The 14,636-nt window shown below is 62.7% G+C and carries 10 protein-coding genes; 3 read left to right on the top strand and 7 right to left on the bottom strand.

Annotation, left to right across the window (positions count from 1 at the left end; genetic code table 11):
* Positions 1 to 8: 8 nt before the first annotated feature.
* The 4 genes from AAEZ08_RS20750 to AAEZ08_RS20735 all read right to left on the bottom strand — a co-directional run bounded on the left by AAEZ08_RS20750 (position 9) and on the right by AAEZ08_RS20735 (position 5,128).
* A complete protein-coding gene (locus tag AAEZ08_RS20750) occupies positions 9 to 818 on the bottom strand; it encodes an energy transducer TonB (protein ID WP_500125056.1) in 810 nt (269 codons plus the stop codon).
* On the bottom strand, positions 815 to 2,359 hold the full coding sequence (locus AAEZ08_RS20745; RefSeq protein ID WP_102821587.1) for a 2-isopropylmalate synthase: 1,545 nt from the start codon (positions 2,357 to 2,359) through the stop codon (positions 815 to 817). The genes AAEZ08_RS20750 and AAEZ08_RS20745 overlap by 4 nt, the downstream gene beginning before the upstream one ends.
* 403 nt (positions 2,360 to 2,762) lie before the next feature.
* A complete protein-coding gene (locus AAEZ08_RS20740) occupies positions 2,763 to 4,004 on the bottom strand; it encodes a saccharopine dehydrogenase family protein (RefSeq protein ID WP_500125055.1) in 1,242 nt (413 codons plus the stop codon).
* Between the two features lie 26 nt (positions 4,005 to 4,030).
* Complete coding sequence (locus AAEZ08_RS20735; protein ID WP_102821585.1) at positions 4,031 to 5,128, bottom strand: carboxynorspermidine decarboxylase; 1,098 nt, start codon at positions 5,126 to 5,128, stop codon at positions 4,031 to 4,033.
* Positions 5,129 to 5,434: 306 nt separating this feature from the next.
* On the opposite strand from AAEZ08_RS20735, the gene mksB reads away from it, so the two are divergent.
* The 3 genes from mksB (at position 5,435) to mksF (ending at position 10,539) form a co-directional block, all read left to right on the top strand.
* The gene (gene mksB, locus AAEZ08_RS20730; protein ID WP_014819294.1) at positions 5,435 to 6,676 is read left to right on the top strand and encodes an Mks condensin complex protein MksB; all 1,242 of its coding nucleotides are present in this window, start codon (positions 5,435 to 5,437) and stop codon (positions 6,674 to 6,676) included.
* Positions 6,677 to 7,006: 330 nt separating this feature from the next.
* Positions 7,007 to 7,708: an Mks condensin complex protein MksE gene (gene mksE / locus AAEZ08_RS20725; RefSeq protein WP_228208291.1), complete on the top strand. Its 702-nt coding sequence runs from the start codon at positions 7,007 to 7,009 to the stop codon at positions 7,706 to 7,708.
* Entirely contained in the window at positions 7,705 to 10,539 is a 2,835-nt protein-coding gene (mksF, locus tag AAEZ08_RS20720; protein WP_500125054.1) for an Mks condensin complex protein MksF, read from the top strand. The genes mksE and mksF overlap by 4 nt, the downstream gene beginning before the upstream one ends.
* Before the next feature lie 103 nt (positions 10,540 to 10,642).
* Here the strand turns inward: mksF and AAEZ08_RS20715 are convergent, their stop codons facing one another.
* Genes AAEZ08_RS20715 through AAEZ08_RS20705 form a run of 3 tightly spaced genes read right to left on the bottom strand, consistent with a single transcriptional unit; the run spans position 10,643 to position 14,211 of the window.
* Entirely contained in the window at positions 10,643 to 12,952 is a 2,310-nt protein-coding gene (locus AAEZ08_RS20715) for a PqiB family protein (RefSeq protein WP_500125053.1), read from the bottom strand.
* On the bottom strand, positions 12,945 to 13,568 hold the full coding sequence (locus AAEZ08_RS20710) for a paraquat-inducible protein A (RefSeq protein ID WP_104098607.1): 624 nt from the start codon (positions 13,566 to 13,568) through the stop codon (positions 12,945 to 12,947). Before AAEZ08_RS20710 ends, AAEZ08_RS20715 begins: the two co-directional genes overlap by 8 nt.
* Complete coding sequence (locus AAEZ08_RS20705; protein ID WP_181067079.1) at positions 13,555 to 14,211, bottom strand: paraquat-inducible protein A; 657 nt, start codon at positions 14,209 to 14,211, stop codon at positions 13,555 to 13,557. The genes AAEZ08_RS20710 and AAEZ08_RS20705 overlap by 14 nt, the downstream gene beginning before the upstream one ends.
* Between the last annotated feature and the right edge of the window lie 425 nt (positions 14,212 to 14,636).

Raw genomic sequence — 14,636 nt, 5'->3', positions numbered from 1 at the left:
ACACGTACTCATGAACCTATGTGCCAGCGCGGCATGCTGCGGCGCAGGGTTTTCCACAGCTCGGCCTTGGCGGCCGGCTGCTCCATCAGCTGTTCCAGGCCGGGCATCGCCAGGGCGCGACCGAGCCCTTCGACAGCCAGTTCGCGATAGCAGGCGTCGACATCCACTTCACCGGCGAAACGCAGCGCCGGACGACCGATCAGCCAGATGCAATCGCAGCCCATGTTCTCCAGCTCGGCGGCCATCACGCCCTGCACGTAATCACGTGCGGCTTCGCCCCCCTGATCGAGGCTGCCCTTGTTCAGCAGCGGCCAGCGAATCGGCTCGCCATCGCCGACCTGCTGCGGCTTGTCCGGCAGGCGTGCCGCGCGCAACAGGTCCTTGAGCAGGATGTAGGCCGGATCGCGGCTCTGGAAGGATTCGCCGGTGGGCAGTTCAACTACCAGCAATACGTTGCCAGCCCGCATCAGCTGCAGCGAGAAACGCGGCGGTGGCTCGATGGGCTTGGCCGGCTCGGCCGCCTGTTCTTCCGTCGCGGCAGCAACCGGTTCCGGCTGCTTGGGTTCCGGCATGGCGATACGCGGACGCGGCGCCTGCGGCGGCTCGACTACAGGTGCTGCGGGTCCCCGCTCCACTACCGGCGCGGCCACCGGCACCTCGGCTGGCGGTGCGACGGCAATGTCCGGCTCCGCTTCGGCCGCGACCGGCAACAGCAGCTCCGGCCGCGACGGCGCAGCGAAAGGCAGTTCGGTACGCGGCAGCCAACTGGCTACCTGCATGGCGTCGAGGTAGGCGCGACGCCGGGCTTCGTTGATCAAACGCCCTCCACCTGCGGATGTGCCTTGGCGCCGACCTGCATCAGGTTCAGCGCGTTGAGATAGGCCTTGGCCGACGCGACGACGATATCGGTATCAGCGCCGTTGCCATTGACGATGCGTCCGCCCTTCTCCAGCCGCACGGTGACTTCGCCCTGGGAATCGGTGCCCTGGGTAATGGCGTTGACCGAATAGAGCTGCAGGGTCGCACCCGACTGGGCGACCCCTTCGATAGCCTTGAAGGTGGCGTCCACCGGGCCGGAGCCCTGCGCTTGAGCGCTGCGCTCGGCGCCGTCGACGCTGAGCACCAGCTTGGCTTCGGGGATGGTGCCGGTCTTGCTCGCGACTTCCAGGCTGGCCAGCTTGAAGTGCTCAGGCGCTTCGTCGGCCAGGGTGTCGGAGACCAGTGCCTGCAGGTCTTCGTCGAAGATTTCGTGCTTCTTGTCCGCCAGTTCCTTGAAGCGGGCGAACGCGGCGTTCAGCTCGTCGCCTTCAAGCAGGATGCCCAGCTCATCCAGGCGCGAACGGAATGCGGCGCGGCCGGAGTGCTTGCCCATGACCATCTTGTTGGCGTTCCAGCCGACCGACTGGGCGGACATGATCTCGTAGGTTTCGCGGTGCTTGAGCACGCCGTCCTGATGGATGCCCGACTCGTGGGCGAAAGCGTTGGCGCCGACGATGGCCTTGTTCGGCTGCACCGGGAAGCCGGTGATGCCCGACACCAGACGCGAGGCCGCGAGGATGTGCTCAGTCTCGATGCGGGTGTGTACGTCGAGCAGGTCCTGGCGGGTCTTGATCGCCATGACGATCTCTTCCAGCGCGGCGTTACCGGCACGCTCGCCGAGGCCGTTGATGGTGCACTCCACCTGGCGTGCGCCGGCCACAACGGCAGCCAGCGAGTTGGCCACGGCCAGGCCGAGGTCGTTATGGCAATGCACGGAGAACACCGCCTTGTCGGCGTTGGGGATGCGCTCGAGCAGCTGGCGGATGGTTTCGGCGTACTGGTGCGGGATGGCGTAGCCGACGGTGTCCGGGATGTTGATGGTGCGCGCGCCGGCGTCGATCGCGGCCTCGATGATGCGGCAGAGGAAGTCGATTTCCGAGCGGCCGGCGTCTTCGCAGGAGAATTCCACGTCAGCGCACAGGCTGCGCGCCTTCTTCACCGCGCGCACGGCCTGCTCGACCACCTGGTCCGGCTGCATGCGCAGCTTGTACTGCATGTGGATCGGGCTGGTGGCGATAAAGGTGTGGATGCGCCCAGAGTTGGCGCCGGCCAGTGCTTCGGCGGCACGCTCGATGTCGGCATCGACGGCGCGCGCCAGGCTGCACACGGTGCTGTCCTTGATGTTGTCGGCAACCAGCTTCACCGCGGCGAAGTCGCCGGGGCTGGCGATGGCGAAGCCCGCCTCGATCACGTCCACCTTCAGCCGCTCCAGCGCCCGGGCGATGCGCAGCTTTTCCTCACCGGTCATGGACGCGCCGGGGCTCTGCTCGCCGTCGCGCAGGGTGGTGTCAAAGATGATGACGCGATCGTTGCTGCTCATAGGAAATCCTCACGGCTGCCGAGCGCCTCTCGGAGGGCGCTGTAGTCCATGGATTGTCGCGTGAAATGAACAAAGCGGGAAGGCGAAGCTGCGTTTGGCATGGGTTGTTGTCGCGCAGGGTGGAAAAACCGCGAAGCGTTTTCCACCAGCGTTCCCCGTCGGTGGAAAAGCCTTCGGCGTTTTCCACCCTACGCCAGAAAACACAAAGCCCGCCTTTAGGCGGGCTTTGGGCTGATCGAGCGAGCTAGAGCCATGCAAGGCAAAAACAGGCGAGGAAGCGGAGTTTACTGCTGTAAATGAGCATGACTCGCTCCGCTCGCCCTTCGGGCCGGCCTAAAGGCCGTTCGGTGGCAAGCCACCGTCCGAGCCTGTTTTTAACGCAGCAGGGCCGACGCGCAGCCGATCAAGCCTGATCCCAGGCCCGATCGCCGTGCTCATCCTTGATCCGGGTCGGCAGCCCCATCACATCGAGCAGCTTGAGGAACGGCTGGGCCGGCAGCTCTTCGACGTTGACCATGCGCTGCGCATCCCACTCGCCACGTGCTACCAGCAGCGCAGCGGCAACCGGCGGCACGCCGGCGGTGTAGGAGATGCCCTGGCTGTCGGTCTCGGCATAGGCCTCTTCATGGTCGGCGACGTTGTAGATGAACAGCTCGCGCGGCTGCCCGTCCTTCGTGCCCTTGACCAGATCGCCGATGCAGGTCTTGCCGGTGTAGCCCGGCGCCAGCGAGGCGGGATCGGGCAGCACAGCCTTGACCACCTTGAGCGGAACCACTTCCAGGCCTTCGGCGGTGCGCACCGGCTGCTCGGAAAGCAGGCCAAGGCTGTTCAGCACGGTAAAGACGTTGATGTAATGCTCGCCGAAGCTCATCCAGAAACGGATGTTCGGTACATCGAGGTGCTTGGACAGCGAGTGCACCTCGTCATGACCGGTCAGGTAGAGGCTCTGTTCACCCACGACCGGCAGGTCGTCGGTGCGTTTGACCTCGAACATGCGGTTGGTCGTCCACTGGCCGTTCTGCCAGCTGTAAACCTGGCCGGTGAATTCGCGGAAATTGATTTCCGGGTCGAAATTGGTGGCGAAATACTTGCCGTGAGAACCGGCGTTGACGTCGAGGATGTCGATCGACTCGATCTTGTCGAAGTATTCCTGCTGCGCCAGGGCAGCGTAAGCGTTGACCACGCCCGGGTCGAAACCGACGCCGAGGATGGCGGTGACGCCCTTTTCCTGGCACTCGGCCAGGTGCTTCCACTCGTAGTTGCCATACCACGGCGGCGTTTCGCAGACCTTGCCCGGCTCTTCGTGGATCGCGGTATCGAGATACGCGGCGCCGGTGTCGATGCAGGCGCGCAGCACGGACATGTTGAGGAAGGCAGAACCGACGTTGATGACGATCTGCGATTCGGTTTCACGAATCAGTGCCTTGGTCGCTTCCACGTCCATGGCGTCCAGCGCATAGGCCTTGATTTCGCCGGGCTGCTTGAGCCCGCCCTTGGCTTGCACGCTGTCGATGATGGCCTGGCATTTGGAGATGTTGCGCGACGCGATAGCAATACGACCGAGTTCGTCGTTGTGCTGCGCGCACTTATGGGCCACCACCTTGGCGACACCTCCTGCACCAATGATAAGAACGTTTTTCTTCAATTGTTTCACCCCCTTGTACTGCGGCCTCAGGAAAGGCTGGACAGGTAATCGTTAAAGTCGAACTCACGAACCACCTCGACGCTGCCGTCGAGCTGCTTTACCACGATGGACGGCATTTTCAGGCCGTTGAACCAGTTCTTCTTGACCATGGTGTAGCCTGCCGCGTCGATGAACGACAGCCGATCGCCGATGGCCAGCGGACGATCGAATTGGTACTCGCCGAAGATGTCGCCGGCCAGACAGGATTTGCCGCACACCATGTAGCTGTGCTCGCCGTCGTTGGGCGCCATCTTGGCGTTGAGGCGGTAGATCAGCAGGTCGAGCATGTGCGCCTCGATGGAGCTGTCGACCACCGCCAGGTTCTTGCCGTTGTACAGGGTGTCGAGCACCGTGACTTCCAGCGACGCACTCATGGTGATCGCCGCTTCGCCCGGCTCCAGGTAGACCTGTACGCCGAATTTTTCCGAGAACGCTTTCAGCCGCGCGCAGAAGGCATCCAGCGGATAGCCTTCGCCGGTGAAGTGGATACCGCCGCCGAGGCTGACCCACTCGACCTTTTCCAGCAGGTGGCCGAAGCGCTCCTCGATGGTGGTCAGCATCTGGTCGAACAGCTCGAAGCTGCTGTTCTCGCAGTTATTGTGGAACATGAAGCCGCTGATCTTGCCGATCACCGCCTCGATCTTCGCCGGATCGTGCTCGCCAAGACGGCTGAACGGCCGCGCCGGGTCGGCCAGCAGATAGTCGGAACTGCTCACCTGCGGATTGACCCGCAGGCCGCGGATGGTGCCCTCGGTGCCAGCTTCGAAGCGCTCCAGCTGACCGATGGAGTTGAAGATGATCTTGTCGCAGTTGGCGACCATCTCTTCGATCTCGTCGTCGGCCCAGGCCACGCTGTAGGCGTGGGTTTCGCCGGCGAACTTCTGCCGGCCGAGCTTGAGCTCGTACAGCGACGACGAGGTGGTGCCGTCCATGTACTGCTGCATCAGGTCGAACACCGACCAGGTGGCGAAGCACTTGAGTGCTAGCAGCGCCTTTGCGCCGGACTGTTCGCGCACGTAGGCGATCTTCTCCAGATTGCCCAGGAGCTTCTGTTTATCGATGAGGTAATACGGCGTCTGGATCATGTCTACGTGCCCCCAAGGGATTTCGCCGGATAGGAGCCGGCGGCCCCGTTTGCAAAAGCCGCGAATTGTGCCGATTACCGGCGCAGATCGAAATAGATTTTCAACACTTCGTCATCATTCAAGGACATCCGGTAGCCTCCACCGGGCTGCTAGGGCTGATGCTAGACAGGCTAACCCGCATGCAATGACGTTCAGGTGAATTATCCCGCCGATCACCGGACGTAGATTCCGATTGTCTGGCGAGCCATCAGCCGGGCTCAATGCAGTACAATTCGCGCTTTTTTTAATGGCTGGACTGGCGCCGCGATGATCGAACCCAAGCGCGTACTACGTGCCCTCGCCGAACACTGGACGTTGCTCGAACCGCTGTGCGAGCGTTTCGACGCCGGCACGCTGAGCCTGGTCGAACTTCGTCATCAGCTGGCGGCGCAACTGCCCGAAGGCACGCCCACCGACGTCACCGCCCTGCTCGACCAGTGGATACGCCTGGACATCCTGGTGCCGGTGGCCAAGAGCCCCAACCGCTTCGAGCTGAACGCGCAGATCCACGACTTTCTCGCCTACCTGCGCCGCGAGCACCGCCTCGGCCTGTGCCTGGAGATCGAAGCCTACCTGCGCCATCTTGAGCGTCTGGCCGGACATATTCTCGATGCCTTCGAGATTCGCGACGGCAACGATCTGGCCCGCCAGTTGCGCCTGCTCGACATGCGCGTGCGCGATGTACTGAAGAAGCTTGATAACGACGAACAGGCGCTGGTCGCCGTGGCCGACCGGGCCAAGACCAGCGACCGCCAGATCCCGCTGCGCCAGCGCTACGCCGAGGTGCTGGCGACCTGGGACGAATACGTCGAGCCAATGATTCAGTTGGTTTCCGCCGACGGTGCCTTCGAGCAGGGCGTGCACCGCGTCGAGCAGGTGCTGATGAAGCTACTCGGCGAGCAGCAGCGCCTCGGCCAGTTGGTGGACGACGATCTGCTCGTGCGCACCCATGCGCGCATCCTCGAAATGCAGACCACCGCCCAGCTGACCCTGCGCAAGGCCCGCGAACTGCTGCTGCCGCTGCGCGAGGAAGCGCGCCGGCACAACGCCGTGACCCGCGGCGCGGCACTGGCGCTGTCGGCGATCCGCAAGAAGGGCCTGGACGCCGTACCGCAGGCCTCGCTGCCGCTGTTCACCCGCCCACAGAGCACCTTTCTCGGCACCGCCAGCCAGGTCGAAGCCTACGTCTATGCCCTGGCGCGCTTCGAGCCGAAACCGGCGCAGTTCCCGCGGGCCAGCGGCAAGCGCAAGGGCGAGCAGCCGCGCGCACCGCGCACCGCCCGCGAGATGATCGAGCGCTGCCAGCAGGCACTGCCGCTGCCGGACCTGATGGCCTGGCTGCTGGAACAGGAACCCGAGGGCGCCACCGACGAGCTGCTCTACTGGTTTTCGCGCCTGTCCCGCGACGCCCGCTTCCAGCGCGACCGCCTGGAGCGCCGCGAATACCTGACCCGCGAGCACTGCGTCAGCCTCAGCTCCTTCGCGCTGGTGGCCAACGCCAATGGCTGATTCCTACGTCGGGTGGACAACGCGCAGCTTGTCCACCCCCAGCCACGCCGAATCGAAAAGGTGGAAAAGGCTTCGCCGCTTTCCATGGGGCGGTCTTCCATGCTGCGCTCACATCCGGCATTGCAGCCAGGCCCCGCAGCCTGCCCATCGCAAGGCTCAGGTCGACGTCGCTTTCCGCTCCCCGCACCAACAGCCCCCTCTCCCCTATGGGGAGAGGGTTGGGGTGAGGGGCAGGCACCAACCAGCAGCACAGACAGGCCAAAGCCCATCAAATCACGCTGTGGAAATCACCTTGTTGATTTCTACCCAACGATCCAGCGAGCAACCTGAATGAACATCGACCTCAAGGAAATGACCCAGCTGGCGCCGATCTTCCGCGAGCTGTTCAAGGGCTATCACCTGTCGCGCAGCGAGCCGGAGCCTTACGCGCAGCTGTCGAACATGCAGGACCAGTACCGCGCATTGTTCAAGGCGCTCGGCTTCGAGCTGGTCTGCGATCCGCGCGGTTTCTACTACTTCGTCCCCGAGCAGATGGGCGCGCAGGTGAACAAGACCGCCCAGCGCCTGGCGCTGTTCACCTTCATCCTCGTCGAGCACCTGGCCGACCAGGGTCGCGATCCGCTGGCCGTGCTCGACGGTGGCAGCCTCGGTCGCGATGAACTGCCGGCACTGCTGGACAAGTACCGCGACCTGTTCCTACAGGCCGAAGTCACCACCCAGGAAGAGCTGGAAGAAAAGGTCATCCGCCGCCTGACGCAGCTGGGCTTCGCCGAGGACAGCAATGGCGTCTACCGCTTCCTGCCGCCGATGCACCGCTTCCTCGACGTCTGCCTGTCGGTGCAGCAGGACCGCGACCTGGCCGCCAGCCTGCACAGCAGCGACCTGCCGTTGCCAGCGCCGGAGCTGATCGCTGAAGACGACAGCGAGGACGACATCATCCTTATCGAAGAGCCGGACGAAGCTCTCGTCGAAGAGTCCGAAGAAGCCGCCCTCGCCCGCGCCATTGCTGCAGAAAAGGAGCTTGAAGCATGAGCCAGGAACGCTACGGCATTCGCCGCTTCGCCCTGCTGAACACCGCCGGCTACAGCCTCGGCATCTTCCCGCTGGAAAACCCGTTGTCGGTCTACGGCGCCAACAACCTCGGCAAGTCCGCTTCGATCAACGCGCTGCAGTTCCCGATCCTGGCGCGCATGTCGGACATGAGCTTCGGCAAGTACAGCCTGGAGCAGTCGCGCAAGTTCTATTTCGCCAGCGACACCAGCTACATCCTTGTCGAAGTCATGCTGCCCCACGGCCCGCATGTGATCGGCGTGGCCGGCCGCGGTCCGGGCGGCGGCTTCGGTCATCAGTTCTTCGTCTACCAGGGCTCGCTGGATCTGGACCATTACCAGCAGAACGGCACCTGCCTGCGCCAGCGCGAGCTGTTCGCCAACCTCGAACGCGCCGGCATCAAGGCCTACGAGGCCAAGCCGGACGAGCTGCGCCGGCTGCTGGTCGGCGGGCATACCTCGATTCCGCTGGATATGACGCTGATCCCGCTGCGTTCGACCAGCGAGCAGAGCCTGAAGACCTTCCGCGCGCTGTTTATCAACCTGCTGCATATGAGGGAAATCACGGCGGCCAAACTGAAGCAGCTGTTCCTTGATGCCTTCGAGCACAGCTTGCGCTCGGGCAGCGTCGACTACATCGCCGCCACCGAAGAAGCCTTCCGCGACGTGCGCCGCATGGAGCAGGACTACCAGGCACTGGTCGCCGCCGGCCCGCTGGTCGAGGCGCTGGCTTCCGGTGTCGCCCAGCGCGAGCTGCTGCGCGGCAAGCTGCATCGCCTGTCGCCGCTGCTCGACAACCTGCTCGGTACCTGGCACGACTACGCCGATGCGCGCAAGGAAGAGCTGGTGATCCAGGCCGAGCACTACCGCCGCGAGCAGGACGGCCTGCAGAACGAACAACGCGGCTCGACCGGCGAACTGATGCGCCTGGAACGCGAGATCAGCGAAGCCCAGCGCTGGCTCGGCGAGCTGGCGGTGTTGAAGAACCGTTTCGCCCTGGTCGAGGACGCCCATGTGCTGGAGCAGCAGCTGCTCGCCGCCAAGGACGCCCATGATGAGCTGGCCGGTGCGTTGGCGCAGTCCCGCCAGTTCTCCAGCGAGGACCTGGACGAGCGTCTACGCGATCTGGAAAAGCGGTTGAAGTCGGTCAAGCAGCAACTCGACCATGCCGACAACAACAGCTACTCGCGCCTGCGCGAAGAGTTCTCCCAGGCCGACGTCGATCGCCTGATGCGCCTGTTCAATGGCCAGCTGTTCAGCCTGCCGCTGGGTGAGAAAGGCATCAGTGCCGAGGGTGACGACTGGGTCAAGGCCGTGGAAGCGGTGCTGGATCGTTTCAAGGGCGACACCTTCTCGGTGCCGGGCCTGTCCATCGACCTCTCGCATATCGAGCCACCAGCGCTGCAGGCTCTGGCCGACCGTGCCGCCCTGCGCGACCAGAAGGATCGCCTGGAGCGCGAACTCAAGCAGCTCAAGACCCAGCATGCGGTGGCCGTCGACCGCGCCGCGAGCAAGGCCCAGGCCGAGGCGCTGTATCAGGCCGTACTTGATGCGCAGAAAGCGCTGGAAGACTTCCGTCGCAGCCAGACCCTGGCGGCCGAGGAGCCGGCCAAGCTGGAACAGCTGGCCCAGGCCGAAGCCGCCCAGGAAGAACTCAAGCGCACCAGTGACGCCTTCGCCGAGCGCGTGCAGCACCTGTCCGCCAAGCTGCAGCTGGTCGGCCGTCAGCTAGCCGATCTGGAAGCCAAGGAGCGCACGCTGGAAGACGCCCTGCGGCGTCGCCAGCTGCTGCCGGCGGATCTGCCGTTCGGCACGCCGTTCATGGAACCGGTGGATGACTCGCTGGACAACCTGCTGCCGCTGCTCAACGACTACCAGGACAGCTGGCAGGCGCTGCAGCGCGTCGACGGCCAGATCGAGGCGCTGTATGCCCAGGTGCGCCTGAAGGGCGTGGCCAAGTTCGACAGCGAGGAAGATCCCGAGCGCCGCCTGCAGCTCTTGGTCAACGCCTACGCGCATCGCCAGGACGAGGCACTGACCCTGGCCAAGGCCCGCCGTGCCGCGGTCACCGACATCGCCCGGACGCTGCGCAACATCCGCAGCGACTACGAGAGCCTGGAACACCAGCTCGCGCTGTTCAACCGCGAGATCAACAAGCGTCAGGTTTCCAACCTGGCGAGCTTCCGCATCGTGCTGGCGCCGAACAAGGATGCGCTCAAGCATATCGATCAGATCATCCACAGCGCCGGGCAATACGAGGAAGGCGAGACGCTCTCGGTGTTCGATCTGTCCCAGTCTTCCGAACAGGACGCGAAGAACGAGGAAGCCAAGGAGTATCTGGCGCGGCTGGTGGCGGCGAACAACAACCAGCTGGGCTTGAAAGACCTATTCGAGCTGGCGTTCGAGATCACCAAGGTTGGCGGCCAGCCGGTTATCCACACCGACATCGACGGTGCGGCGTCCAACGGCACCACCATGACCATCAAGGCGCTGACCAACATGTATCTGTTGTTGCACCTGATGGACCGCGAGCAGGCCGGGCGCATCCGACTGCCCTACTACCTCGACGAGGCGGCTGACATCGACGAACGCAACCAGCAGGCGCTGATCGAAACCAGCCTGCAGCTGGGCTTCGTGCCGATCCTCGCGTCGGTGAAGCCGCAGGTCTCGGCCCACGTGGCCATCGACCTGGAAGGCGGCAGCGGACCCTCCGGCATCTATATCGACGAGGCGGACTGGAAATACATCAGCCGCCGCGAACCGGTCGCCAGCGAGCACACTGCTTCAGCCCAACGGACCGAAGAACCGGCCTGATCTCCCTGCAACGAAAAAGGGCCCCGCGGGGCCCTTTTTCATATACATCCGGCTATCGCCGTAAGGTGGGCCTCAGCCCACCAATAACGTACCGGATCGATCGTCACTTGCCACTGGCTGCTCGCCCCAGCTCGATCTTCGGCGCCCAGTCAAACCACTCCTCCTGGGGCTCCTTGAACAAGGCAAAGGTCTGTCCTGGTAAGGCGCGCTGTCCCATGCGTTCGCCATCAGGCGTGGCAAAGGCAACGCCGCCCTCGATCAACGACTCCAACGAATCGGTACGCAAGCTGGCGCCCTTGAACAGGCTGAAGTCGACACCGAAGCCACTGGTTTCCCAGAAGCGGCTGCCGGTGTGCACTAGTGCGGCATAACGCGGCTCGATAAGCACGCGGATCAATACACGGTCGGCAGTCTGACCGAGCTCGTAGCTAGTCACTTCACCGACCTTTACCTCACGATAGGTCACCGCATTGCCCGGCTTGATCGAGCCCAGACGCGCCGCGCTGAGGACCAGGGCCAGCCCTTCGCCAGCCTTCCGCGGCTCAAGCTCCTGCCCCACGAAACGCGCTTGGGCTGCAGCACCCGACTTGCCGGGAGCAACCTCGAGGTAGGGACCGCTGACTAGCGTATCCAGATTGGCCGTGCGCATGAGACCCAACTCGGGCCGAACCACCCAGAACTGCGTGCCGGCACGAGCGATGCGGGACTCTGCGGCGGTAATCCGAGCACGCAGCACGACGTGGCCGAGGTCGTCGCTCAGCGTCACGCTATCCACTTCGCCGACCTCCAGCCCCTTGTATCGGATCGGTGTCCCGGCACCGAGACCGTCACCGCGATCCAGACGAATCTCCACCGAGGTCCCGCGTCGTATGGCGCTATCCCTGTCCTTATGCAATTCGAATCGGGGCACTTTTCTAGTGGCCGCGGCTTGCGGATCCGACGTCTCGAATGCGATGCCGCCGGCCAGCAGGCTCTGCAGTGATTCGCTGCGCACTTCGATACCGGACAGCCCGCCGGTCAGGGAAATGCCACTGGCGTTCCAGAACCGGCTCGAACTGTTCACTAGGTCGGCGTAGGGCTGCTCGATGTGCACGCCTACCACAACCCGCTGCTGGTCTCGAGAAAACTGGTAACTCTGCACCGAGCCAACTCGAACCTGCCGGTAGAGCACAGGACTACCCACATCCAGCGAACCGAGGTTATCGGCCGTTAGCACCAGATGCAGGCCTGGCGATCGTATATCCAACGGCGGCGCCTTGGCACGTGCCACGAAGTTGCGCCTGGCCGGTGCGCCCTTTTCACCCGGACGTACGGAAATGTAGTTACCCCGCACCAGTGCCTCAAGCCCGGAAATTCCAGCCACCGAAACGGACGGTTTGACCACCCAGAATTGCGTGTCATCGACCAGATAGTCTTCGAACAGGGGGTCGATGGAGAGCTCGGCCTGTGCACCGCTAAGGTCCGAGTCGATATCGAGCTTCTTCAGTAGGCCCACTTGCATGCCCTTGTAGATCACCGTCGTTCGCCCGGCCTGAAGCCCGTCGAAGTCTTGCAGAGCCACGAGTGTCTTGATGCCGGCCTGAGCTGCGTCGAAGTCTTCATACAGACGAAACGGAATGCTCGGATCAGTCGCCGGGCTGTCCTTGCGGTGCGCCGGCGTGGCGAAGGCGATGCCGCCAGCCACGATGCTGGCCAGTGACTCCGTGCGGAATTTCACCCCGGTCAAGCCAGCGTCAACCGTGACCCCGCTGGCATTCCAGAAACGCGTGTGCTTGCGCACCAAATGCGCGTATTCCGGCTGGATATACAGCTGCACCTCGACCGTGCTGTCGTCCTCGGCCAGCACGAAATTCTTTACCTGCCCGACCTGAATCTGCCGATAGAAGACCGGGCTACCGCGATTTAGTGAGCCAAGTCGATCAGCCTTGAGTGTCAGATGCAGGCCGATACGACTATCGGACATGGGTGGCTCTTCCGTCAGCGCGACAAAGCGCCGGGTATCCTCGCCATCGGCTGGACTGATACCGATGTAGTTGCCCGACACCAGCGTTTCCAACCCAGTGATCCCTGCCAGGGTCACGCTGGGCCTGACCAGCCAGAAACGTGTGCCGCTGCGCAGGTAGCCGTCGACATCCTTGTTCATTTCGATTTCAGCTACCACCACCTGGCGACGCTCATCATCGCCGAGGCGCAGATCCCTTACGACACCAATCGTCATGCCCTTGTAGAGCACCGATGTTTTGCCGATCTCGATACCCTCGGCACTTTCGAAGACAACCTCGATGTATATGCCACGTTCACTATAGGCTTCCCACGCCAGCCACGCGCCGATCGCCAGTGCGATCAACGGCAGAATCCAGATGGCCGACCAGCTGGATGCAGGACGAGTATTAGCTTGTGGCAGGTCAGTCATGCTTGTTCCCGGATTCCGTGTTATCCCAGATCAGACGAGGGTCGAACGTGATGGCAGCGAGCATGGTCAAGATGACCACGCTGGCGAAAGCAACCGCACCGAAGCCAGCTTCGACGCTGGCGAGGCTGCCGAAATTGACGATGGCCACCAGAATGGCGATCACAAAGATATCGAGCATGGACCATCGCCCGATCCACTCGATAAAGCGAAAAACCAATATCCGTTGGCGCGGCGACATTGGATGGTGGCGCTGTACTGAAAACAACAATATCGCGATTCCAACAAGCTTGAATGTGGGAACCAGTATGCTGGCGATGAACACCACGGCGGCTATCGGGAACATGCCGTGTTTGGCTAAGGTCACGACACCGGACATGATGGTATCCGGCGTGCCACTGCCCAGCATGCGTACCGTCATGATCGGCAGGAGATTGGCCGGCAGATAGAGCAATGCCGCTGTAATCAGAAGCGCCCAGGTTCGAACGATACTGTTGGGTCTGCGCATATGCACGCGTGCACCGCAGCGGACGCAGCGTTGATGACGCTGACCGGCATCAGCCCGATTGAGCTGATGACACTCATGGCAAACCATCAGCCCGGCGTCAGCAGCGCGCATCGCGACGCTCCGATAAGGCTTCCCAAACCTGGTGTGGTGACATCACCAACTCTAGCCAGACCTGAACGACCAGTAGACCGACAAAGCACCCCAAGCCGATACCCAGGCTGAGCTCTGCCATATCCCTAAGCTTGATGATCGAAACCAGAATGCCGAGCAAATAGACCTCCAGCATCCCCCATTCGCGGAGATGGTGATATGTCCGATAGAGCAGCATGCCCAATGGCTTCGCCCGATCAAGCGCAATGCAAAGCAATACAGCGAGCTGGCAAAGGAGTTTAAGTAGCGGCACAGCCATGCTGCAGAGAAACACCACCACGGCGACCCCTTGCATGCCGCTGCTATACAGACTGAGCACACCGCTCCAGACCGTATCGTCAGTAACACGGCCAAGCAGATTCAATCGCATGATGGGCAGGAAGTTGGCCGGAAAGTACAGCAACAACGCGGCAAGCACCAATGCCAGCCCAGGCCCGACGATGCGATGCCGTAAGCGAAACAGCTCGCAGCTACAACGAGGGCACTCTGCGACCTGGCCGAGGCTGAGCTCCGGCTTGAGCATCAGCAAATCACATTCGGGGCACGCGGCCAGTCGCTCAAGCGGGACCTCTTCAAGCACTGGCGTAGCAGCCGATTCCGGCATGGGAACAATATCCGAGTAAAGCGCTCATTCTAAACGAGCGATGCAAGCTGCTGTGAGCGCTCAGGCGGGTGGATAACCACGACACGTATATCAGCGAGTGGCCCATGGCGTTCGAAGAGACACTAGGGCTAGCGCTCCACGCCTATATATATCCACTAGACCGAGGCGGTACGTGCATCGGCATATGCGCGGATACGGTGAGAGATCCAGATCGTCTAACAGCTAAGGCCGCCATACAGGCGACACGCTACCGCCGGCCCCGTCTACTTAAACCCACTTACAACCATGACGGGCAGGTAAGCCAATTACCTTGCCACGCACCTTCACTGCCAGCGCGATCGACCTTTCCTTACGCGCAAAAGCAAACCCCCGACCGGATTTCTCCGATCGGGGGTTTGGGATAAGAGCTTGACGATGACCTACTC

This window comes from Pseudomonas sp. E45-MNA-CIBAN-0222, from assembly GCF_040310405.1.
GTDB lineage: Bacteria > Pseudomonadota > Gammaproteobacteria > Pseudomonadales > Pseudomonadaceae > Stutzerimonas > Stutzerimonas stutzeri_AC.
This window is presented reverse-complemented; position numbering and strand designations above follow the sequence as displayed.